This window comes from Polaromonas sp. P5_D5 (assembly GCF_054049435.1).
On sequence record NZ_JBFUMJ010000001.1, the window covers coordinates 1,329,135 to 1,352,217 of the forward strand.

At 58.7% G+C, this 23,083-nt stretch carries 20 protein-coding genes; 3 read left to right on the top strand and 17 right to left on the bottom strand.

Features of this window, described 5'->3' with window-relative positions; all coding sequences use genetic code 11:
- Window positions 1-63: 63 nt before the first annotated feature.
- The 11 genes from ACXJKE_RS06510 to ACXJKE_RS06560 all read right to left on the bottom strand — a co-directional run bounded on the left by ACXJKE_RS06510 (window position 64) and on the right by ACXJKE_RS06560 (window position 11,746).
- The gene (locus tag ACXJKE_RS06510) at window positions 64-774 is read right to left on the bottom strand and encodes a transposase (RefSeq protein ID WP_457279726.1); all 711 of its coding nucleotides are present in this window, start codon (window positions 772-774) and stop codon (window positions 64-66) included.
- Window positions 775-884: 110 nt separating this feature from the next.
- Window positions 885-2,033 (bottom strand): ABC transporter substrate-binding protein, encoded by a 1,149-nt coding sequence (locus ACXJKE_RS06515; protein WP_457279727.1) that lies wholly within the window; start codon window positions 2,031-2,033, stop codon window positions 885-887.
- A gap of 192 nt (window positions 2,034-2,225) precedes the next feature.
- Window positions 2,226-3,470 carry an MFS transporter gene (locus ACXJKE_RS06520; protein WP_457279728.1) on the bottom strand — a complete coding sequence of 415 codons (1,245 nt, stop codon included), beginning with the start codon at window positions 3,468-3,470 and terminating at the stop codon, window positions 2,226-2,228.
- Window positions 3,471-3,503: 33 nt separating this feature from the next.
- A complete protein-coding gene (locus ACXJKE_RS06525) occupies window positions 3,504-4,700 on the bottom strand; it encodes a deoxyguanosinetriphosphate triphosphohydrolase (RefSeq protein ID WP_457279729.1) in 1,197 nt (398 codons plus the stop codon).
- A 99-nt stretch (window positions 4,701-4,799) separates the two neighbouring features.
- Window positions 4,800-5,915 carry a 3-dehydroquinate synthase gene (gene aroB / locus ACXJKE_RS06530; RefSeq protein ID WP_457279730.1) on the bottom strand — a complete coding sequence of 372 codons (1,116 nt, stop codon included), beginning with the start codon at window positions 5,913-5,915 and terminating at the stop codon, window positions 4,800-4,802.
- 45 nt (window positions 5,916-5,960) lie between these two features.
- The gene (locus ACXJKE_RS06535; RefSeq protein ID WP_457279811.1) at window positions 5,961-6,497 is read right to left on the bottom strand and encodes a shikimate kinase; all 537 of its coding nucleotides are present in this window, start codon (window positions 6,495-6,497) and stop codon (window positions 5,961-5,963) included.
- A 157-nt stretch (window positions 6,498-6,654) separates the two neighbouring features.
- Entirely contained in the window at window positions 6,655-8,763 is a 2,109-nt protein-coding gene (gene pilQ / locus ACXJKE_RS06540; RefSeq protein WP_457279731.1) for a type IV pilus secretin PilQ, read from the bottom strand.
- On the bottom strand, window positions 8,760-9,314 hold the full coding sequence (locus ACXJKE_RS06545; protein WP_457279732.1) for a pilus assembly protein PilP: 555 nt from the start codon (window positions 9,312-9,314) through the stop codon (window positions 8,760-8,762). The genes pilQ and ACXJKE_RS06545 overlap by 4 nt, the downstream gene beginning before the upstream one ends.
- Window positions 9,311-9,979 (bottom strand): type 4a pilus biogenesis protein PilO, encoded by a 669-nt coding sequence (locus tag ACXJKE_RS06550; RefSeq protein WP_457279733.1) that lies wholly within the window; start codon window positions 9,977-9,979, stop codon window positions 9,311-9,313. The genes ACXJKE_RS06545 and ACXJKE_RS06550 overlap by 4 nt, the downstream gene beginning before the upstream one ends.
- A gap of 22 nt (window positions 9,980-10,001) precedes the next feature.
- Complete coding sequence (locus ACXJKE_RS06555) at window positions 10,002-10,670, bottom strand: PilN domain-containing protein (protein WP_457279734.1); 669 nt, start codon at window positions 10,668-10,670, stop codon at window positions 10,002-10,004.
- Complete coding sequence (locus tag ACXJKE_RS06560; RefSeq protein WP_457279735.1) at window positions 10,667-11,746, bottom strand: pilus assembly protein PilM; 1,080 nt, start codon at window positions 11,744-11,746, stop codon at window positions 10,667-10,669. The genes ACXJKE_RS06555 and ACXJKE_RS06560 overlap by 4 nt, the downstream gene beginning before the upstream one ends.
- A gap of 268 nt (window positions 11,747-12,014) precedes the next feature.
- On the opposite strand from ACXJKE_RS06560, the gene ACXJKE_RS06565 reads away from it, so the two are divergent.
- The gene (locus tag ACXJKE_RS06565) at window positions 12,015-14,426 is read left to right on the top strand and encodes a penicillin-binding protein 1A (RefSeq protein WP_457279736.1); all 2,412 of its coding nucleotides are present in this window, start codon (window positions 12,015-12,017) and stop codon (window positions 14,424-14,426) included.
- An 81-nt stretch (window positions 14,427-14,507) separates the two neighbouring features.
- Here ACXJKE_RS06565 and cyaY read toward each other — a convergent pair whose 3' ends face one another.
- Window positions 14,508-14,858 (bottom strand): iron donor protein CyaY, encoded by a 351-nt coding sequence (gene cyaY, locus ACXJKE_RS06570; protein WP_457279737.1) that lies wholly within the window; start codon window positions 14,856-14,858, stop codon window positions 14,508-14,510.
- 12 nt (window positions 14,859-14,870) lie between these two features.
- On the opposite strand from cyaY, the gene lptM reads away from it, so the two are divergent.
- Window positions 14,871-15,077 (top strand): LPS translocon maturation chaperone LptM, encoded by a 207-nt coding sequence (gene lptM / locus ACXJKE_RS06575; RefSeq protein ID WP_457279738.1) that lies wholly within the window; start codon window positions 14,871-14,873, stop codon window positions 15,075-15,077.
- A 162-nt stretch (window positions 15,078-15,239) separates the two neighbouring features.
- Window positions 15,240-16,520 carry a diaminopimelate decarboxylase gene (gene lysA / locus ACXJKE_RS06580; protein ID WP_457279739.1) on the top strand — a complete coding sequence of 427 codons (1,281 nt, stop codon included), beginning with the start codon at window positions 15,240-15,242 and terminating at the stop codon, window positions 16,518-16,520.
- A 67-nt stretch (window positions 16,521-16,587) separates the two neighbouring features.
- On the opposite strand, the gene ACXJKE_RS06585 is transcribed toward lysA, so the two are convergent.
- The 5 genes from ACXJKE_RS06585 to ACXJKE_RS06605 all read right to left on the bottom strand — a co-directional run bounded on the left by ACXJKE_RS06585 (window position 16,588) and on the right by ACXJKE_RS06605 (window position 22,991).
- On the bottom strand, window positions 16,588-17,235 hold the full coding sequence (locus ACXJKE_RS06585) for a sulfite oxidase heme-binding subunit YedZ (RefSeq protein WP_457279740.1): 648 nt from the start codon (window positions 17,233-17,235) through the stop codon (window positions 16,588-16,590).
- Between the two features lie 160 nt (window positions 17,236-17,395).
- Window positions 17,396-18,394 (bottom strand): protein-methionine-sulfoxide reductase catalytic subunit MsrP, encoded by a 999-nt coding sequence (msrP, locus tag ACXJKE_RS06590; protein WP_457279741.1) that lies wholly within the window; start codon window positions 18,392-18,394, stop codon window positions 17,396-17,398.
- Window positions 18,395-18,503: 109 nt separating this feature from the next.
- Window positions 18,504-19,904 (bottom strand): c-type cytochrome biogenesis protein CcsB, encoded by a 1,401-nt coding sequence (ccsB, locus tag ACXJKE_RS06595; protein ID WP_457279742.1) that lies wholly within the window; start codon window positions 19,902-19,904, stop codon window positions 18,504-18,506.
- The gene (locus tag ACXJKE_RS06600; protein ID WP_457279743.1) at window positions 19,901-22,120 is read right to left on the bottom strand and encodes a cytochrome c biogenesis protein ResB; all 2,220 of its coding nucleotides are present in this window, start codon (window positions 22,118-22,120) and stop codon (window positions 19,901-19,903) included. The genes ccsB and ACXJKE_RS06600 overlap by 4 nt, the downstream gene beginning before the upstream one ends.
- Window positions 22,121-22,319: 199 nt before the next feature.
- Window positions 22,320-22,991: a c-type cytochrome gene (locus tag ACXJKE_RS06605; protein WP_457279744.1), complete on the bottom strand. Its 672-nt coding sequence runs from the start codon at window positions 22,989-22,991 to the stop codon at window positions 22,320-22,322.
- Window positions 22,992-23,083: the final 92 nt, after the last annotated feature.

Below are 23,083 nucleotides of genomic sequence, written 5' to 3' on the forward strand. Positions count from 1 at the left end.
TTAATCAACAATAAATTGGGGACATATTAAAGTCAAGCGCGTCAAGCCTTGATAAATATGAAGTTATTCATCATCCGGGCCCTCAGCCACGCGCAGGGGTGGGCGTCCCGCCTGGTTCCTGGTGACACGGCGCTCTGTGCGCTTTTGCAACTCCGCCAAAAAGCCATCTCCACCCAGGGCCCAGCCACTCAGGGCGGATCGGGTCAGCTGGTCTTGCTGCTCCAGCGTGATGCCGGCGCGCACCAGTCCGGCGTAGGCCACTTCACGGGCGAACGGCGTGTTGCCCAATGCCCAGACCATCGGGTGTGGCGTGAGCAGGCCGTCGACCCGCAGGCCTGCGTAATGGCCGTAGCTGGACCACGGATAGTCTTTGACCTCGGCCACCAGTCCCGCGCGGACTGGATTGAGGTCCATATAGGCCATGCACGCCAGCAGGTAGCGCTCGGCCTCGATCACGGTGGCCCGGTAACGCCCTTCCCACAAGGTGCCGGAGCGGCCCTGGCTGTCGTTGAAGTAACGCACATAGCGCCGCCCGGCAGCTTGCATCATCTGCGGCAGGCTGTCCGCTGCGGAAGGCGTCGCCAGTAAATGGAAATGGTTGTCCATCAGCACGTACGCATGCAGGGCAACGCCGAACTTGCGGGCGCTTTCTTCGAGCAACGCCAAAAACACCTGGTGGTCGGCGGCCGAAGAAAAGACAGCTTGCCGGTTATTTCCCCGCTGAATGATGTGGTGCGGGTAACCGGGGAGCGTCAGACGGGGAAGGCGGGCCATGGAATGCAATACCGAGAGTTTGCATCATGATAAAAGGAATCTGACCCCGATTTTTTCCGCCTGCTGCGAGTCCATCGAAGCGCTGTTAGAACGCCCCGGAACAAGGGCGCTTAACGAACGACTTTGCCGTCAGGCGTGATGGTGACGAGATCAATCGCCCGCACCGATTCGTATTTCTTCGGGCGCAGGTTGACGCGAAAGCCCCCCACGTCGTAGTCGGTCATGGTTTCAAACGCCTTTTGCAGGCCTGCCCGGTCGGGCTTGCCGCTGCCGGCCGCGCTGCGGCGCACGCCTTCGGCAAACGTTTTGGCCGCAATATAGCCCTCAACACTTTCATAGCTGGGCGTCTGGTCGGTCTGGTTCAGCACATCCAGGTATTCCTTGATGATGGGCGTGCCGGTGCTGCGCGGCGAAGGCACCACTTGCGAGATAACAACCCCGCCGATCTCTTTGCCCAGCGCGCTGAACAGCGGGTCAATCCCCACCACGGAGAAATTGAGGAACTGACCGCCAAACCCGGCCTGGCGCATCTTGCGGATGAAAGCCGCCGAGGAATTGAACAGGCTGACCTGAATAACGGCTTGGGGTTGCGCCTTCATCAGCTGCGCCACGGCAGCATCGACCTTGTCGCTGTTGACCGGCGACAGGGCGCTGCCAACGATGGCTGGGCGCTTCAGGTCGATCAGGGCCTGGTTCACCGCGGCAAGGCCGCCCCGCCCCATGGCGTCATCTTCGGCAAATACACCGATACGGTCCTGGTTGAGGGTGGCGCAGTGGCGTGCAATTTTGTAGGCCTCGTCAGCCAGCGCCGGGCGCACATGAAAGATGTTTGCCAGCGCAGGATCATGCAACGCATCCGATGCTGCAAAAGGTGCGAAAAAGAGCGCCCCGGATGCCTTGGAAGCGGCAAACGCGGCGTCGCAGCTGGCTGTTCCGGCAAAGCCGAACAGCGCGTCGACGCCTTCGTCGATCAACTGCTTGGCATTGGCGGCAGCCTTGGCCGGGTTGTAGCCGTCGTCGAGTGTCTTGACTTCGATCTTGTGACCGCCGGCACCGCCCTTTGCATTGATGGCGTCGAAATAAATCTTTGCCCCATTCAGATACGCCAGGCCGATCTGGTCGGCTGCACCTGTCAAGGGCACCGATTGGCCAAGAACGATTTTGCGGCTGGTTTTGCTTTGAGCCCAGAGCGCAGGGCTTGCTACCGCAGCGCCCGCGGAAACCCCGCGCAGAATTAGTTGACGTCGATTGAAACCCATGAGAACACCTTTTGAGAGACGAAATAGCCAAAGCAGGTTTGATGCCCGTACCTCAGCATGCGCTCAATATTCCGAAGAAATGTCACAAATTGTGCGCAAGCCCTCAGCGTAATCTGTGCAACCTCCAAAAACCACCGTGGAAATGCCAACACGTCATAAGCCTATGCGCATGGGACGCCAACATACGCCCGTTCAAGTGCGTTGGCGGGCAGATCCAGGCAGACGATGAAGCAAGATCGCCAACACGAGGGCGATGGCGCAGCCGGCCGTCGCAAGCCAACCCGTCCATTGCCATCCTCCCGCAGTGCTGGCCACCCAGGCAACCAGCGGAGGACCGGCAAATTGCCCCAGCGCCGACCACTGCTGGACCCAGCCAACGGTGGTCGACACGGCATCACGGCGGGGCGCAAGCTGGATGGCCAGGTTAAACAGCGTTGCGGGGATCAGGCCGCCCACCATCGAAAAGACCAGTATGGCCACATACTGTATTTCCGGGGACAGTTGCACGGCAAATGCGAGCTGGGCACCTCCAGCCATCGACAGGAAGCCTGCGCCAAGCAGAACCACCGGTCGTACACCACGCTCCAGCAGCCTGCCTGCCGCGACGTTGCCGATGATATTGACGGCAGCAGCAAGCGCCGTAAGCCATGCCACCCACACACCGCTCACGCCAGCCTGGGTGTAGATGGACGGCAGGAAACCGACCACAGCAAGCCACTGTCCCGAGTACATCGCAAAAGCAACAGCCATGTACCAGGCTGCGCGCGACCGCAGCGTCGCGCGGACAATATCTCCGCCACGGAAATGAGGAGCCGGCGATTGCCGGGGGGACATGCCATCATGCAGATGCCCCTGTGCAGGAACTTGCCACGCGACCAGCAAAGCCAGCACTGCGGCCAGCGCGGCCAGAAGCCACCACAAGATTCGCCAACCCCAGTCAGGTGCGGCCAGGCCGATGATCATGGGGCCTCCCAGCAATGCCAGAGAGGCGCCCAGCGGCATGTAGGCGCCCCAGACTCCCAGCATGCCGTTGAGTCGCTCTTGTGGCACCAGCTGGCGGATCAGGGCTGGGGCCGGTAACACCACCCAGAGGAATCCCAGCCCTTCGAATACACGTGCGGTCAGCAGCCAATGCACATCGGGAGACACGCCGCCCAACAGGCCGGCACCGGACAACACCAGCAGCCCGGCCACCATGCTGCGCTTGAGGCCGGCACGCTGCACAACAAGCCCGATGAGCAGCCCGAGCACCATACCCGCCAGCTGCACCAGCGACAGCAGAAATCCGGCCTGCAGCAATGTCACGCCCAATACCTTTCCCAGCACAGGCAGCGCAGGCGGCAGCTTGCCCACGTAAAGGGCGGCCACCACACCGGCAGCCATCACGTACCAGGCCGCGTTCGGGCTCGGGGTTGTTGTTGGCCGGGGCTCAGTCACGTTGTTTGCTGCGATGGGCGGCCACAACTCCACTTAGACCGGAAAGGCTGCGCGCCCCTTAAGACGTTCATGCTCTTTGGCGGCGAAGCGGTCTGTCATGCCGGCAATGTAGTCGGCGACCACCCTCTCGGGTTTTGCGCCCGCCGCATGGGGGGCATCAATGCCGTCAAACCGGTCGATGTGAGCCTGCGGCATCTGGGCCGGGTCGGCCATATAGGCTTCGAACAGATCACGAACTACCTGCTTGGCAGCCTGCGTGGTTTCCACCACTTTCGGGTGGCGGTACAGGTTTCGCAGCAAAAAACGTTTGAGGGATGCAGACTGCGTCGCCATTTCTTCGGTAAAACACACCAGCGCCGGATGCCTGCGAACTTCGTCCACGCTGGCAGGGGCAACCTTGTAAATCGCAAGCGATGTCGCATCCATCACGTTATAGACCTGCGCACTGAGCATGCGCCGTATGGTCTCGAACAGCAGCCGCCGGCCTTTCAACGCCCGGTGCGCCAGTTGCGTTTCCCGGCAGTGTTGCGCGAACAGCTCGACACCCTCCAGTTGCTCCAGGCTTAACAGGCCGGAGCGCACGCCGTCGTCAATATCGTGTGCGTTGTAGGCTATTTCGTCCGCAAGATTGGCCAGTTGTGCTTCCAGACCGGGTTGCTGCCAGCGCGGCCCGTCAGCGGGCTCTACGAACCGGCGGGCAACACCGTCCGGCTCGCGGGCTTCAATATGGCGTGCATTGCGCCTGGAACAATGCTTCAGGATTCCTTCTCGCGTCTCAAAGGTCAGGTTCAGCCCGTTGTACGCCGGATAGCGCTCCTCAAGGGAGTCCACCACGCGCAGGCTTTGCAGGTTGTGCTCAAAGCCTGCGCTGTCTGGGTTACAGGCTTTCAGACATGCGTTCAAGGCATCCTGGCCCGCATGGCCGAACGGCGTATGGCCCAAGTCATGCGCCAGCGCAATGGCTTCCACGAGATCTTCATTGAGCTGAAGCGTGCGGGCGATGGACCTTCCCAGCTGGGCGACCTCCAGCGAATGAGTCAGCCGGGTGCGAAACAAATCACCTTCGTGATTCAGAAACACCTGGGTTTTGTACACCAGGCGCCGAAAAGCGGTGGAGTGCACGATACGGTCGCGGTCGCGCTGAAACTCGGACCGGGTTGGCGCAGCAGGCTCGGCAAAGCGGCGGCCGCGCGAACGCGAAGGGTCACAGGCGTAGGGTTGGAGATTCATGAATTAAACATAAAAATGACCGGAATCCCATACCTCACAAGCGCAAGCAGCTCCTGAATTGATAGCAATTTCAGGTACCTCTTCCATATTTTCCGCCGCTTATTCACAGCACATATCTATGACACTGCGCACCATGGCATCCGGCGCACTGCGAACGGCTGCCTTCCCGGGGCCGTCGATCACAACAAACCTTATCTCACCCGCTTCGGATTTTTTGTCGATGCGCATCAGTTCGAGATAGCGGCCGGCATTGTCGGTGGTTGACAGCACAGGTCCTCGCACCGGCAGGCCGCATCGTCGGACAAGATTGGTCAGGCGTTCCGTAAAAGGCTTGTCAACCAGGCCCAGACGCTCTGACAGATGCGCGGCCATCACCATGCCGCAGCCCACACCCTCGCCATGCAGCCATTCCCCATAGCCCAGACCGGATTCAATCGCGTGACCGAAGGTGTGACCGAAATTCAGGATGGCCCGCAAGCCCGACTCCCGCTCGTCCTGGCTTACAACCCATGCCTTGATCTCACAACTGCGCTGGATGGCGTGGGCCATGGCCACGGGCTCCCTGGCGAGCAGATCTTCCAGGTTAGTCTCGATCCATTCAAGGAATGCCATGTCGGCAATGGGGCCGTATTTAATGATCTCGGCCAGGCCCGCACTCAGTTCGCGAGAGGGCAGCGTCGCCAGAACATCCAGGTCGCACACCACCTGCAAGGGCTGGTAGAACGCACCGATCATGTTTTTGCCCAGTGGGTGGTTGATCGCCGTCTTGCCGCCAACCGAGGAATCCACCTGGGCCAGCAATGTCGTGGGCACCTGCACAAATGGTACGCCGCGCATGTAGCTGGCCGCGGCAAAGCCGGTCATGTCGCCGACCACGCCACCGCCCAAGGCAAACAGCACCGTCTTTCGGTCGCAGCCGTTTTCCAGCAGCGCATCAAAAATCAATTGCAGGGTTGGCCAGTCCTTGTGGGCTTCACCATCCGGCAAGGTGACCAGCAGCACCTTGTCATAGCGTTGTTGCAACGCCCGGGTGAGTTGCGCGGCATACAGCGGTGCCACGGTGGTGTTTGACACCACCAGCGCCGTCGCGGCTTTGGGCACGTCCTGATAGGTATTGCTGCTTCCCAGAAGCCCGCTGCCAATGACGATCGGATAGCTGCGTTCGGCCAGATCAATCCGGATTGTCGCAACGGCGGAAGAGGAATTTTCTTGCATGGAAGAAGTGTAGAGGCTTCCACCCTTTCCAAGGCTTGCCAACGGTTATGGCCGGTCGGGAGGCGGAGCCATCACGCCTGCCAGCTCCAGCTGCATCAGGATCATGTTGACCAGCGTAGAGACTGAAGGGCGGCCTGTTTCAATGACATAGTGTGCCGTTTCCCGATAGAGGGCGTCACGGGCGGCGTAAAGATCCCTGAGCCGCGCCAGCGGATCGGCCACCTGAAGCAAGGGGCGGTTCTGGTCATGCCGCAAACGGCGAAAAACCTCTTCGGGGATGGAATGCAGGTAAACCACCTGCGCCCGCTCCCGAAGATGTTGCCGGTTGGCGGGGCGCAGCACAGCCCCGCCGCCGCTGGAGAGTACGCAAACCTCACCCTGAGTCAATTCATCGATGACCAGTTGCTCGATGTCGCGAAATGCGTCTTCACCTTCGCGCTCAAAAAACTCACGGATAGAGCAACCGATACGTTGTTCTATCACCTGATCCGAGTCAATGAACCGCAACCCCATTCTTCGGGCAAGATGCCTGCCGACGGTGGATTTCCCCGACCCAGGCAAGCCCACGCAGGCGATTCTCAACGGATGTGCATTCAATTGATATGGAGGAAAGGTTGCCCAGAAGCATGCCAAGCAACTACGCAGAGGACTGGCAGTCCCACGCGCAGTCCTTCAGCACGACGCCTTCTTTACCTACCGCCCTCGAACTCGCCCAAGGCGATCAGACGGGTGGTCGGAATTAACGCAGGGCAGATCCGTTAGTCAGCATTTTGGGCGTGATGAACACCAGCAATTCAGACTTCGTGGCAGATCGCGTTCTTTGTTTGAACAAATTGCCAACACCGGGGATGTCGCCCAAAAGCGGGACTTTGGTTTCATTGTCACGATCATTTTGCTCAAAAATGCCGCCAATGACCACGGTTCCACCATTTTCCACCAGTACCTGCGTTTGAATATGCTTGGTATCAATCGCGAATCCGTTCGCTGTTTCACGTCCCACGCTATCTTTGTTCACGTCCACTTGAAGGATGATGTTCCCCTCCGGCGTTATTTGCGGAGTGACTTCGAGCTTCAAGTTTGCCTTTCGAAAGGCAATAGCGGTGGCACCGCTGGAAGTCGCCTGTTGATAGGGAAGCTCTGTACCCTGTTCAATCAGAGCCTTCACCTGATCAGCAGTCACGACACGTGGACTGGAAACAATTTTCGTCTTGCCATCTGCTTCAGATGCAGAAATCTCAAGATTAAGGAATCGTGTCTTTGCGGCATTGAACAAAGAAATGGCAAACGTACTTGCGTTGAATCCGTTTTGGCCCACACCAGGCAGGCTCACGAATTCACCTGCAGTAGTTCCTGCAACTGTCGGGCTATACGACCCGCCAAAAGCGGTGTTATTACCCTGGGTGAAAGGTCGACCCCCTAACCGCACGCCCAGAGATTTACCGAAGGAATCCGACGCTTCAACGATACGAGCTTCAATCAACACTTGACGGACTGCGACGTCTAATTTCGCGATCAGCGCCTGCACCTGTTCAAGTCGCGATGGTATGTCGGTAACGAACAATTGATTGGTGCGCGCCTCCGATATCACGCTGCCTCGCGCAGACAGTATCTTTGTAGCACCGGCACCGGAGCCCAACAGCCCTGCCGCAATATCTGCAGCTTTTGCATAGTTAAGCTTGAAATCCTGGGTCCGGAGCGTTTCCAGACTTTGAATCGCATTCTTTGACTCCAGTTCCAGCTTGTCTTTGGCTGCAAGTTCGTCTTTGGGTGCGATCAACAAGACGTTGCCTGTTTTGCGCATGCCCAGTCCCTTGGCCTGAAGAATAATGTCCAGTGCCTGATCCCAGGGAACATCTTTCAGACGCAACGTTACCGCACCGGTAACCGAGTCCGACGTCACGATATTGAAGTTCGTAAAGTCTGCAATCACCTGCAGAAGGGAGCGAATTTCAATGTTCTGAAAATTCAGGGATAGCTTCTCACCGTTATACCCAGGTCCTTGCGTCAGCTTGCTTGGGTCAATTTTTTGCTGGCGCACTTCCAGGACAAACTGGTTATCACTTTGATACGCACTGTGTTCCCAGGCGCCCTTGGGCTCGACCACCATACGGACCTTATCCCCCGTTTGAAATGTGGTGACGGTTTGCACTGGTGTTCCGAAATCGCCCACATCCAGACGACGGCGAAGTCCTTCTGGCAATGCGGTTTTCAGGAACTCAACCACCAAAGTCTGGCCTTGTTGGCGTATATCCACGCCAACCTGGTTATTGGGCAGGTCCACAACGATACGGCCAGAACCCTCAACGCCACGACGGAAGTCGATGTCCTTCAAGGGCAATGTGTCGGTGTTGCGATTTTCAGCAAACACTGGCGGTGTAGTAGCGGAGGGCGCAGCCACCGCCACTGAATCGAGGGTAATCAACAACGATTTCCCTTGAATCTCAGCCTTATACGCCGTTGGCACCTTTAGATTCAGTACTACACGGGTTCTTTCACCCGCCTGCACGACGTTCGCCGAGCGCAGATTTCCCAAGTTGAGGTCCACTGCAGATCGTCCCATGGAGTTACCAACCCCGGGAAAATCAAGTGCTATACGCGCTGGCGTCTGGATACTAAAACCCGTCGGTACCGCAGCCAGAGGTTCTGCCAAATCGATTCGAATGACCTCTGCACCGCCCTGAACTGATCCGGAAACAGCCTGGATGGCATTCTGTGCCTGCGCCAGCAAGGGAGCGGCAGTTACAGAAAATGCCAGACTGAGCGAAGCACAACGCAACACACGCCCAAACAAAAGCTGCAGGCGGCCCTTTTTTTCCTGCGTCTCTAGTGCCGGTGTCTGCTTGTTCATTTTGATCCCTCTAATAACTGTAAAGTCGCGGTCCGCTCTATCCACTCACCCGCGGCGTCTTGCACTATCTCGCGTAAGGCGAGATCTGTTTCAGTGACCTTGGTGATCCGGCCGTAGTTTTGGCCCAGGTAATTCCCTACGCGGGCTTGATAAATCAGGTTGTCCACTCGTACCAGCGCAACTGGCTGGCCAACCTTGATCAGGCTACCCACCATGGCAATAGCATCCAGGGGATATGCCTCCAATGGTTCTTTTCGTCGGCTCAGTTCAGGTGCGATCAGGGCGGCGTTGGCCGTCGCCTGATTGGATTCACGTTTCAGTGCCTGTGTCAGTTTTTGAATGCTAAAAGGCTCTATGGAACCTTCCTGGCCATACAACTGAGGTGAAAATTTAGTGGGCTCCGGCAGCGGATCTACCTTAGGCTTGGTAGCGTTCCGTTGCTGCGTCATCCATTCCTGCAACTCCTCCTGTTCAGAGGAACCACAGCCGGACAGGCCCAATAAAATCCCTGCCAAACCGCAAAAAATTACCGCGTATTTTCCTGCACTCATTTTTTGGCTCCAGGAGCGCTCTTGCGCTGCAAGGCTACTTCATCATTGTCCAGATAGCGGAACGTTTTGGCCGTGGTATCCATCACCAAGGTGCTATCTTTGCCGGGCGATATGGTCAGATTATTCAGAGTGACAATGCGGGAAAGATTGGCAATATCAGCCGCAAAAGCACCCATATCGTGATACCTGCCTGTGACTCGAACAGCGATCGGCAATTCCGCGTAATACTCCTTCACGCTAACCTGACCTGGGCGAAACAATTCGAACTGCAGACTACGCCCCAAACCCGCCTGATTAATATCAGAAAGCAGTGCGTCCATTTCGGCCTTGCTCGGTAGCTGCTTTTCAAGCTGGGTTACATATTGTTGAACCTGTTCGCGCTGCTTCTTCAGCGCATCCAGATTGACAGCCTGCGCAAGCTTTGCCGTGTAGTCTTCCTTAAGCTTGACTTCCTTGGCTTTCTCTGCGGTCAACTCCTCATCGGATGCGCTGAGCCATACAAACCAAAGAGCCACGACAACAAAAATCGTCACGGCCACGCACAGGAGGTAACGTGGAAGTGCTGGCCATGAAGGTGGATCATTGGGATCCAGGCCCGTAAACTGGGACTTCAGACTACTTTGAATTGCTCCAAAGTCGATGGAATTTTTAGAGATTTTTGCCATAGTCAAACTCGTTCATTCCGCCTCATACCTTGGCCGGCACCGAAGCGGCAGAAGCTGGCTTGGCAGCCGCCCCCGACACCACCGGTACTGTCCCTGAGCTTGCCGGTGTGGCGCCAACAGTTTTCGGATCGCTGGCCCGCTTCAAACCAATCTTCATTGAAAAATTGGATACCCTGCGCTGGTCACGGGCACTCAGTGAGACTGTGCTGGCGGTGATTTCTACAAGTTCCGGCCGGGTTAACCACGCACTGTTGTTAGCAAGGTTGCGCAACAATTCCGAAACACGTTCGTTTGACTGTGCGACGCCAGTGATAAACACGGCCTGATTGTCTTGTTTCATGCTGGTGATATACACCCCATCGGGCAACTGCTTGACCAGTTCGCTCAGCAAATACACCGGCAGATTGCGGTTTCCCTGCAGGTCTTCCACGGCATTCTGGCGAGCCCTGAGTGCGGAAATTTCCGCCTGCAGCGTGGCAATATCCTTGATCTGTCCTTCCAACCGGGTAATTTCCGTTTTCAGAAAATTGTTCTTTCCCCGCTGGCCCTCAATTTGGGCAAGGTACCAGGAATAAACAGCGCCGCAAATAAGACCGCCGATCAAGGCCGCCATACCCAGCGTGGCAAAAAATACTTCGCGCCTGCGCTTGCGCGCAGCTTCGCGATGGGGAAGCAGATTGACGAGAATCACTGCAGAAACCTCCGCAAAGCCAGACCGCAAGAGGTCAGGTAGGATGCCGCTTCGCGCCGCATCTTCTTTTCACGTACGCCTTCCCCGAGCTCCATTCCCTCAAAAGGGTTTGCCAGCACGCAGGCAAATGAAGTCTGCTGGGTGACGGAGTCGGTCAGGCCTGGCAAGGCGGACGAGCCGCCGGCCAACATCACATAGTCAACTTTGTTGTGCGGTGTGCTGGTAAAGAAGAACTGCAAGGCCCGTCCGATTTCCTGCGCCATGCTCTCGACAAAAGGCTTCAGCACGCCGGATTCGTAGTCTTCCGGCAAATCGCCACTGCGTTTTTTGCTTTCTGCTTCTTCAGGGGAAAAACCGTACTGCCGAATGATGAGTTGCGTCAGCTGTGCTCCACCGAAGGCCTGATCACGCTCATAAAGTACTTCATCGTTTTTGATGACCTGCATACTGGTCGTCAATGCACCCACTTCAAACAGGGCCACCATGGTGTCCACGCCCTTGTTGGGAAGGCTCTCAATCAAGCGGGCGGTGGCCAGGCGGGAGGCATACGACTCCACATCTATAACAATAGGCTTGAGCCCGGCGGCTTCCGCAAGACCCTGCCTGTCCTGCACTTTTTCCTTGCGCGAAGCAGCAATCAGCACTTCAACGTCGCCACTGGAGGTAGCACTCGGGCCTACCACGCAGAAATCGAGGCTGACTTCATCCAGCGAGAACGGAATGTATTGATTGGCTTCGGATTCGACCTGAATTTCGAGCTCTGCGTCGCTGAGGCCGCCCGGGAGAATGATTTTTTTGGTAATGACCGCCGAAGCCGGCAGGGCCATCGCCACATTCTTGGTGCGGGTTCCGCTTTTCTTGACGAGCCGGCGCACCGCGTCGGCCACTTCGTCAAACTTTTCGACGTTACCATCGGTAATCCAGCCTCGTTCCAGCGGTTCGATCGCACAGCGATCCAACACCAGATTACCGGCCTTGTCACGGCTCAACTCCACCAGCTTGACACTGGATGAGCTGATATCTAAACCCAGCAAAGCGGGTTGTTGGCGGTTGAATAACGATCCCAGAGAGATCAAGGCGGTCCCCAAATGACGGCTAATATGTAGCCCTGCATACTTAAGAAATCACTTGAATAGTAGCAGTAAGCTCTTTGTGCAGTAAGGATTTTTCCTGTTTTGGACATCTGGAACGTTGTCAAAAGCAGACGGTCGTACCGGGCCAGGAGTTTGCAAGGTTCCCTAAAACGTTGTCTGCAAACGTAAAAGTATGGCCCTTGCCCTGACACCCCGCACAACCCGCTTCCCGGGATTTTTATAATGGTGACGCGACTTTACGATTGTCTACATGCCCTCCACACCCACGTCTTCTGATTCAAACTCTGCCCCGCTCAAGCAAGGTCGCGCAAAGTCCCTCGTCCCCCGCTGGCTGGTCATGCTCTTTTTGTGGAGTGGCGGCCTGCTACTGGCTGGTGTTGCCGCCGTCTTGCTGTTTGTGGCTGTAGCGCTGTCGGTTGCCTACCCCAACCTGCCGGATATCTCAGACCTGTCAGACTACCGGCCAAAGTTGCCGTTGCGGGTTTACTCCGCCGATGGGGTGGTTATTGGCGAATTCGGGGAAGAACGCCGCAGCCTCACCCCGATCAAGGACATCCCGCAGGTCATGAAGGACGCGGTTCTGGCCATCGAAGATGCCCGCTTTTTCTCGCATGGCGGCGTGGACTACCTGGGCGTGATCCGGGCCGGCTTTGCCAATGTGGGCCGGGCCAAGAGCCAGGGCGCCTCCACCATCACCATGCAGGTGGCCCGTAATGTCTATCTGTCGGCCGAAAAAAGCTATACCCGCAAGATCTATGAAATCCTGCTGACCTTCAAGCTGGAGCACCTGCTGACCAAGGACCAGATCCTTGAGATCTATATGAACCAGATTTTTCTGGGAAACCGGGCTTATGGCTTTGCCGCGGCCTCAGAGGCCTATTTCGGCAAGCCCCTGAAAAACATCTCCATCTCCGAGGCAGCCATGCTGGCAGGCCTGCCCAAGGCGCCTTCGGCCTACAACCCCATCATCAATCCCAAGCGGGCCCGGGCCCGCCAGCTCTACATCATCGAGCGGATGGAAGAAAACGGCTTCATCACCGCCGAACAGGCCAAGGCCGCCAAAGAAGAAGAGCTCAAGGTCAGGACCGGGCCTGACGCGGGCCGGGTGCACGCAGAATATGTCGCTGAAACGGTCCGCCAGCTGGTTTACAACCAGTACGGGGACGAAACCTACACCCGCGGTCTGAATGTCTATACCACCCTGCGTGCCACCGACCAGACGGTCGCGTACAAGGCCTTGCGCAAGGGCATCATGGATTATGAGCGCCGGCAAATTTACCGGGGCCCCGAGAAGTTCATCGATCTTCCGGCCAATGCGCAGGAAACGGAAGATGCGATTGACGACGCACTGACCGACAACCCCGACAACGGAGATGTGATGTCGGCCATCGTGCTGGAAGCCAATCCCAAACGGATTCTGGCCATGCGCCAGAACAGCGAGACAGTTGAAATTACCGGCGACGGCCTGAAACCCGCCCAATCCGGACTGGCTGACAAGGCAGGGCCCAACATCAAGATTCGCCGCGGCGCCTTAATCCGCGTGGCGAAAACACCGAAAAACACCTGGGAAATCACCCAGCTGCCTGAAGTGGAAGGCGCTTTTGTGGCCCTTGATCCGCGCGACGGTTCCATCCGGGCGCTGGTGGGCGGGTTTGATTTTGAGAAAAACAAGTTCAACCATGTGACCCAGGCATGGCGCCAGCCGGGTTCCAGCTTCAAGCCCTTTATTTACTCCGCTGCCCTCGAGAAGGGCTTTACCCCAGCGACCGTGGTGAATGACGCCCCGCTGTTTTTTGACGCCGGCGTCACTGGCGGCCAGCCTTGGGAGCCCAAAAACTACGACGGCACTTTCGACGGTCCCATGAGTCTGCGGACCGGCCTGAAGAAATCCAAGAACATGATTTCCATCCGCATACTGCAGGCTATCGGCGCCCCGTATGCGCAGGACTGGATCACCCACTTCGGCTTTGAGGCCGAAAAACATCCCGCCTACCTGACGATGGCGCTGGGCGCCGGATCGGTCACCCCGATACAAATGGCCACCGCCTATTCGGTATTTGCCAACGGCGGTTACCGCGTCAATCCCTACCTGGTCACCAAAATCACCGACCAGCGCGGCAAAGTCCTGCTGGAAAGCAAGCCACCCGTGCTGGACGAATCGGCCCGGGCCATCGATGCGCGCAATGCGTTCATCATGGACAGCCTGCTGCAGGAAGTCGCACGCTCGGGTACGGCGGCCAAAGCGCAAGCCACGCTCAAGCGCCCCGACCTTTTCGGCAAGACCGGTACCACCAATGACTCGATCGACACCTGGTTCGTGGGTTTCCAGCCTACTCTGACGGCGGCGGTGTGGATGGGTTACGACACGCCGAAAAAACTCGGCGACCGGGAAACCGGCGGAGGCCTGAGCCTGCCGATCTGGATCAACTTCATGGAATACGCCCTCAAGGGCGTGCCGGTGACCGAATACCCGGCGCCCGAAGGTGTCGTCAACGTTGGCGGAGAGTGGTATTACAGCGAATATGCCAAAGGCTCGGGGGTCAGCACGGTGGGCATACAACAAGACCCGGCAGCTGCCGCCACGCCGGCAGTGCCAGGCGCGATCCAGGTGCTACCACCCTCGGACGAGAAAAAGCGCATTCTGGACTTGTTCAAGAACTGAGATGAAACGCATCAAAAAAGGGCTCCACGGAGCCCTTTTTTGTTTCAACGCCAATCACGGCACACCTGCAAGCTTCTGCTGCTACGCTTTATTTGCTTCCACGGGGGCCGCGAACAGCAATGTCTGGCCGGCCTGCTCACTGGCATAGCGAGACAAATTGGCAAAAAACTCGCTCGAGTCCTTGGTGTCAGCCCATTGCCCGCCACTGAATTTGTAGTGGAATCCGCCGGCCTTGGCCGCCATCCATATTTCCTGCAAGGGTTTTTGCAGGTTGATGATGATCTGGCTGCGGTTGGAGAAAGTCAGCGTGACCATGCCACCGGTGCGCTGGTTATCAATGTCCGCGTCGGTCTCATCATTGATACGGTCACAGGCGGTTTCAACGGCCCTGAGTGCACTCTCGGCCAGATCCTGGTATTCAAGGTCCGTCATTACAATCCCATCATGGTTTCTTCAGCTCAAATTTTAGGCCGCATCCGCGCTTCGGCCTCCCGCTATGGCCTTGCTGCAATTGTGGTCGGCGTGGCCTTGCTGGCCGGTTGTGGACAAAAAGGCGCGCTTTACCTGCCAGTTCCCCCGAAGGTGCCGGCCACGGCCACCACAGCGCCGCCGGCTGCCGCGCCTGCAACGCCGGCGTCAGCCGCTCGCTGACCAGCAACCTGGCCGATTCATTGAAGATTCAGGCCATCCGGTGGCCGGGCCTTCAATCTAAAGGCGCCCGGCCGTTCAGGCCGTCAATTGATCATGGCGCGCAAGCCCTGCGCTCCTTAAGATAGTTGCCAATAACTCCAACCGCTTCAAAGCCCATTCTTCATGACCCGCCAACCTCTCCCCGGCCACCCCCATTTTGCTTACCGCGATACCGAGCTGTTTGTTGAAAATGTCCGGCTTGGCGATCTGGCCGCGGCACACGGCACGCCGCTGTTTGTGTATTCCAAGGCGGCCATGCTTTCGGCGCTGGCGGCTTACCAGCGTGGCTTTGCAGGGCGCAACGCGCAAATTTGCTATGCCATGAAGGCCAATTCGTCCCTCGGCATCCTGCAGGCGTTTGCCCGGGCGGGTTGCGGCTTCGACATCGTTTCGGGCGGAGAACTCAACCGCGTACTGGCCGCTGGTGGCGAGGCCCGGAAGATCATTTTTTCAGGCGTAGGCAAAACCCGCAGCGAAATGCGCCAGGCCCTGAGCGCCGGCATCGGCTGCTTCAATGTCGAAAGCGAAGCCGAGCTGGATGTGCTGTCCGGGGTGGCTCTCGCCATGGACATGCGTGCGCCCGTCAGCATTCGCGTCAATCCCGATGTGGATCCCAAGACGCACCCTTATATTTCCACGGGCCTTAAAGACAACAAGTTCGGTGTGGCACACGAAGACGCGCTGCGCATCTACCGGCACGCGGCTTCGCTGAAAGGCTTGCAGGTCGTCGGCATCGACTGCCACATCGGCTCGCAAATCACCGACACCACACCGTACCTTGACGCCATGGACCGGGTGCTCGACCTGGTGGCAGCCATTGAAGCTGCGGGTATCCCGCTCGAACATATCGATTTCGGCGGCGGCCTGGGCATCAACTACAACAACGACACCCCGCCCGAAGCCGACGCGCTCTGGCAGCAGCTGCTCGCGAAGATCGACGCACGCGGCTACGGCAGCAAAAAGCTGATGATCGAGCCGGGCCGCTCGCTGGTCGGCAATGCCGGGGTTTGCCTGACGGAAGTACTCTATGTCAAACCGGGCGAGCACAAGAACTTCTGCATCGTCGATGCGGCGATGAACGACCTGCCGCGTCCCGCGATGTACCAGGCTTTCCACGCCATCGCACCCCTGCGGGAAGGCACGGCCGCCGAGGCGACATATGACGTCGTGGGCCCGGTCTGCGAAAGCGGCGACTGGATAGGCCGCGACCGCGTGCTGTCTGTCGCAGCGGGTGACCAGTTGGCCGTGATGTCGGCAGGTGCGTACTGCATGAGCATGGCCAGCAACTACAACACGCGTGGCCGGGCCGCTGAACTGCTGGTTGACGGTGGCGAAGTGCACCTCATACGCCGGCGGGAAAGCGCTGAAGACCAGATGCGGCAGGAACAGCTGATAGCGGGCTAATCCGGAACCACGCCCGGGCAAGCACGTGCCTCATCGGATCAGCGTCGATCAGCGCATACCGCTATCATTATGATAGCTGGTTGCGCACGTCGTATATGGGTTTTGGCCTCTTTTTCCTCAAGAACTGCTGCACACGCCAGCCGAGCAGCAGGGCGATGATCGCGGCGTAAACGAACACTTCGGCAAAATTGTTCTTGCCGGCGCGCATCCAGAAAAAATGCAGCAGCCCCAAGCCGGCAATCAGGTAGACCAGCTTGTGCAGCCACTGCCAGCGTTTGGCACCCATGGCTTTGATGGCCGCATTGAAGGACGTAGCCGCCAGGGGCGTCAGCAACACAAAGGCCGAAAACCCCACAAGGATGAAAGGCCGCTTGGCGATGTCTTTGGCAATATCGGCAAAGTCAAAGCCCATGTCGAACCAGCTGTAGCTCAGCAGGTGAATGACGACGTAGAAATACGCGAACAGCCCCAGCATGCGCCGAAAGCGCGCCAGTGCAGGCGTGCTGGTGATGACCCGAAGCGGCGTGACCGTCAGGACGATACAGATAAAGCGCAATGTCCAGTCGCCGGTGGCGCGTATCAACGCCTCGGCCGGATTGGCGCCCAGCTGGTTAGTGAAAGCGCCATAGAAGAGCCACGCAAAGGGCAGCAGGCAAACGGCGAAGAGCATTGGTTTAGCAGCAGGATGCAGCAACCATTTTTGCGAGCTTGCCATCACAGCCATCCGCTATCGGAGCGACTCTCGTCGAGATGCAACGCCCCATGCCCCTCACACCAGCAGGGGCCGCGGAACCGGCTTTGCCGGGCCGCAGGCGCAGCGGCCCCCCCGGGGGGCAGCGCAGTACGCGAAGCGACAAGCGTGGGGGCCATATTGTTCAGAAATTCTTCTTGAGGTCCATGCCCGCGTAAAGCTGGCCAACCTGCGCTTCGTAACCATTGAACATCAGCGTCTTGCGCTTCTTGGCAAAGAGGCCGTCTTCACCGATACGGCGTTCGGTGGCCTGGCTCCAGCGCGGGTGGTCGACGTCCGGGTTCACATTGGAATAAAAGCCGTATTCCTGCGCAGCGGCCTTGTTCCAGGCGGTGCGCGGCTCCTTGTCGGTAAAGCGGATCTTGACGATGCTCTTGCCGCTCTTGAAGCCGTACTTCCAGGGCAGCACCATACGCACCGGCGCGCCGTTCTGGTTGGGCAGCACTTCGCCATACATGCCGAAGGCCAGCAGCGCCAGCGGGTGCATGGCTTCGTCCATGCGCAGGGCTTCCACATACGGCCAGTCGAGCACGCGGGAACCCACAAACGGCATGGTCTTGGGATCGGCCAGGGTGACGAATTCAACGTATTTGGCGTTGCCCAGCGGCTCGACCTTCTTGATGAGCTCCGACAGCGAATACCCCACCCACGGGATCACCATGGACCAGCCCTCGACGCAGCGCAGGCGGTAAATGCGCTCTTCCTGCGGTGCCAGCTTGATCAGGTCTTCGAGCGTGAAAGTCTTGGGCTGCTTGACCAGGCCTTCGACGGCCACCGACCAGGGCTTGGTCACCAGGGTGTGGGCGTTCTTGGCGGGGTCGGCCTTGTCGGTGCCGAACTCATAGTAATTGTTGTAGGTAGAGGCGTCTTTGTAGTCGGTGATCTTTTCCATGGTCACCGCACCGGCCACCGCCGATTTGCCACCGGCCAGCGCCGCCAGTTTGCCGGGTTTTTGTACCGTTTGCGCCATCGCCTGGCGCCCGGCCCATCCGGCCATGGCAGCACCTGCGGCGCCAGTGGCCATCAGTTTGATGAGGTCGCGCCGGCCGTGATAAATGCCCTGCGGCGTGATCTCGCTGGGAACGGGGTGGTCGAAGCCGCTGGCGTGGGTCCTGATGAGCATGTGAGGTCCTTGAAATCCGTTTAAGGGTTAGTCTGAATACGCAGCAACTTCTTACAGGGATTCAACCCGGCCGGCGAATTAACCCGACCTTACAAGGACTTGCTGCCGGCTACAAGGTTCCGTAGCTGTGCAGGCCCGAGAGGAACATGTTGACGCCCAGGAAGGCAAAGGAAGTCACGACCAGCCCCACCAGCGCCCACCAGGCAGCGACCGTGCCGCGCAGCCCTTTCATCAGCCGCATGTGCAGCCAGGCGGCGTAGTTGAGCCAGACAATCAATGCCCAGGTTTCTTTGGGGTCCCAGCTCCAGTAGCCGCCCCAGGCCTCGGCGGCCCACAAGGCACCCAGCACCGTGGCGATGGTGAAGAAGGCAAAGCCTACAGCGATGGCCTTGTACATCAGGTCGTCCATAACGACGGCATCCGGTGTGTGCGCATTAATCGCCTTGCGCGCCCAAATGACGGCCACAAAGAAGATGACGGTGGGAACGACCATGCGCAGAGCCTTACCCATGGCGGGAGCCATTTCAGCCGATCCGAAAAACATCACGGCCGTCAAAGGCAAGACAACAAGGACGGTCGGCAAGGCAACCAGGCCAATCCACAGAGATTTGCTGGTCGCGGTTTTCAGCAACATGGTCAGCGCAACCATCGCGGAGAGTGCGAAAGTCCCGTAGCCGATAAAGTTGGCCGGCACATGCAATTTCATCCACCAGCTTTTGAGCGCAGGCACTAGCGGCTGGATCTCATGCGCTTCCCGCACAACGGTGTACCAAAGCAGAAAACCGACGGCTGCGCTGACCACCAACATGACAAACGCCCCTAAAGTGCGCGTGTTGTACTGCGCTTCGAAATAGAGATAAAAGGTGGTGGTCAGCCAGCAGAAAAGCACGAACACTTCATACAGGTTGCTGACCGGAATGTGTCCCACATCTGCGCCTATCAGGTAACTTTCGTACCAGCGCACCAGCGTACCGATCAACGCCATGCTGACGGCGGCCCAGGCAATTTTTGAACCTACCGACTCGAGCACGGCGCTATGGCTGCTATGGCCCTGCGCATTGGTCGCGCCGCTTGCGAACATGCCCAGCCAATAAAAAATCGTGCTCATGAAGAACAGCACGCTCATCCACAAAATGGCCGACTGGCTGGAGAGGAAATACTTGAGCCAGAACACCTGTTCGGCGCGCGCCAGATCTCCCTGGTAGGACGCGATGCCCAGCAGCGCGAAGGCGCTGACCACCATCATCAGCACCCGCAACGGCCGCCAGAACCAGCCCATGGCGATAGCCGCCGGAATGGCCGCGAACAGGATGCCTTTTTCATAGACATCCATGAAATCACTGTAGCGGGCGAAGGCATACAGCAAGCCGCCGGTGACCAGCGCAGCAAACACCCAGTCCAATACATTGCGCCGGGCGAAATAGCCCTCGTTCAGGCTCAGCGTGCTGTCGCCGCCGGCCTTCAGCGTGGTGGTGTTCACCGCGGTGTGGTTGATCGTGGAGGTATTCATAAAGGCGCCTGCAACAGTTTCGTTTTCAACATCTCAAACTCCTTGTCACCGTCCATGGTCTTGCGGTTGGTCGACAAGGCCATGGTGGCCTGACTGTGGCCTTCGGCCGATTCTGGCATTGAACCCGCAACATTGCCATCTTCTGCCTGACCGCCCCCTGCGCCGCGCGGTGCCAGCCAGACCCAGACGCGGCGTTCGCGCACATAAAGCATGGCGAACACGCCCAGGATCAGGAAGGCGCAACCCAGGTAGACGATGGTCTTGCCCGGTGCACGCGCCACCTGGAACACACTGGCCTGGACCTGGGTGAAGTCTTTCAGCTCAAACGCCATGGGCGCGGGATAGAAATTGGCGTCCGACAGGCTCAGCACCATTTGCGACATAAAGGCCCGCGTCTTTTCATCCTGGCCCAGCGGCTTGAGCCCGGCCTGCTCGCGGGTCATCTGCGTCAGCTCAAACAACGCGCCGTTGAGGATACGGATCAGCACCTCGCCGGCGCGGTTGCGCTCGGCCTCGGGCACGTTGGCCTCCATGAAATCAGAGATGGCCTGCAGGCCTGCAGCGGTTTTGGGCTTGCCCGTCGAGCCTTGCGCTGCGCCCGCTGCGTCTGCAACGTCACCGGCAAAAAGGGCCAGTGCCCGCGACGTCGACGCAGCAAGCTGCTGCGTCAGCTCCGGCCGCTCCCGGCCAATGGCCTGGCTTGCGTAGCGCCTGACCGCCAGCTCACGCTGCGCCGGATTGGCGAGCGCCGCGCGCAGCCGCAAAAAGGTCTCCATGCCGCCTTCAGCATCCACCGGGATCCGGAGGTACTGGAAAGGCGCGGACGGTGTTTCGCGCACGCCCATCAGGTAGACCGCCGGGCTGTCTTCCGCCGGATCCGTCTTGACCGGCAGCATGTAGTTGTGAAATTCACGGGCCTGCCCGGATGCATCGCGCAGCTTGTAGCTCACGCTGGGGCCTACGTTGCGCAGCTCTTTTTGCGTCACGGTCTTGTTCGCCGCGCCAAGCCGTGTGTCAATCGCCTGGTGCAGGTCGACCTTGCGCACATCGGCCCCGGAACCCATGCTCCCGCCCGACGCGAAATTTTCCACGTTGATGACCCGCAGCGCGGTGTATTCCAGCGTCAGCTTTTCGGCGCCATCGCCCTGCCCGTTGGTCAGGCCGCTGGAGCCGCCGATCGTGCCCTGAATTTCAAACGGCTTGCTGGCCGCGGCCATCGGAATGGCCTTGAGCGTCACGCTGGAGCCGCCGTCGTCGAAGCTCGACTGGTAAATCTCGATCCCGCGGTGGTTGGCCGGGTGATTGACCTCCACCCGCGCCGGGATCTTTTCGCCGGTTTCCTTGTCGTGGATGATGATGTCGCTGGCAAAGAGCTTGGGCATGCCGGTCGAGTAATACTCAACGATGAACTTCTTGAGCTCAATGGAAAACGGCAGTTCCTGCAGCAATACGCCGCCCGGCTGGTTCAGGATGGCGGTGCTGGACTGAGTGCCTTCGGCCACCAGCAGGTTGGCGCGAAACGTCGGGTTTTTGTCGCTGAGCCGGTGCTGGGCAGGCACATCGGCAATCAGGCCGCCGCCGGCATAAATCGACTTGCCGTTCAGCCACATCTGCGCGCGCACGATCATGTCGCCGTCGAGCAGGCCGCCCACGCAGACCAGCACGATGGCGCTGTGCGCTGCGATGTAGCCCAGTTTGTTGGCCGCGCCTTTTTTGGCCGCCACCATCCAGCCGTTGCCGGCGCGCTGCTGCAGTTTCACCTTCCAGCCGCTTTGCACCAGCGTCTGGCCAATGCGGCGCGCAGCCGTTTCGGGTGACTCTGCCAATGCAGCCTCGGCACGGTGGCCAAAGGCCTTGAGGCTTTGCTCCCGGACGTTTTCCTTGAGCTGGTTCAGGTCCGCGAAGATCTTGGGGGCGTTGCGCGCAATGCACAAAGAAGTAGAGACCACCAGAAAAGCCAGGATCAACAGGAACCACCAGGCGCTATACACGGTGTTGAGGCTGAGCAGGCTGAACACCTGCGCCCAAAACGGACCGAACTGGTTCACGTAGTTGCCCAGCGGCTCCGCCTGCTTGAGCACCGTGCCGATGATCGATGCGATGCAGATCACCGTCAGCAGCGAAATGGAAAACCGCATGGACGACAGCAGCTCCACCGCCGCCCGCCAGCTGCGGGAGCCCCAATTGACCTTCATACCCTCGGTGGAAACTGTCATGCTTGAAATGGAACCTGCGGTTGGCTCAGGAAAGCCTGCGAACCAGAAAAAGAAGGGAAAAAGAAAAAAGGCGGGCTTTCATCAGAAAGACCCGCCTTGGTGTGATTGGTTTTGGAGGCTTGGGTTCAATACTGCAGGCAGCCTGCGGGTACTTTCAGCAAAAAAAACGCTCGCCTGCCAGTCCTTTGCTGTACTTTGCTTAACGCAGGCCGGCAATGTAGTCGGCCAGCGCGCGGATTTCACGGTCGTTCAGCTTGGCAGCCACCTGGCTCATGGGCAGGCTGTTGCCTCGGCCGCCGTCACGGAAAGCCGTCAACTGCGTCACTGTGTAGTCAGCATGCTGGCCGCTCAGGCGGGGATATTGGGAAGGAATGCCGGCGCCCGTGGGGCTGTGGCAGCCCGCGCAGGCTGCGATCTGGCGGTCCTGCACGCCGCCGCGGTAGATCCGCTCGCCGAGAGCAACCAGTTCCTTGTCTTTGGCAAAGCCGGTTTTGGCTTTCTTGGACGTCGCCCAGTAGGCGATGTTTTTCATGTCGTCTTCAGACAGTGCCGCCGCAAAGCCTTGCATGATCGGGTTCTTGCGCTTGCCGGCCTTGAACTCCTGCAGCTGCTTGACCAGGTATTCGGGGTGCTGCTGCGCCAGCTTGGGGTTGGCAGGGGTACCGGAATTTCCGTCGGCGCCGTGGCAGCTGGCGCAAACTGCGGTGAAGCTGGCCTCGCCCTTGACCAGATCAGGCTTGGCAACCTTGGCCGGGGCTGCTGCGGGAGCCGAAGCGGCGCCGTGTGCAGGTGCGGCTTCGCCGGCAGCATAAGACGACACGGCAGGCACGGCCAGCAAGGCGGCCAGGAGAGAAGTAACGAACAGCTTCATATCGGGGGTTTTAATTGGTTGGCGCACAAAACTTATAACTTTCTGATTTTACAATGGCTTCAGGGCACCCCCGATTATTCGGGTCTTGCCGC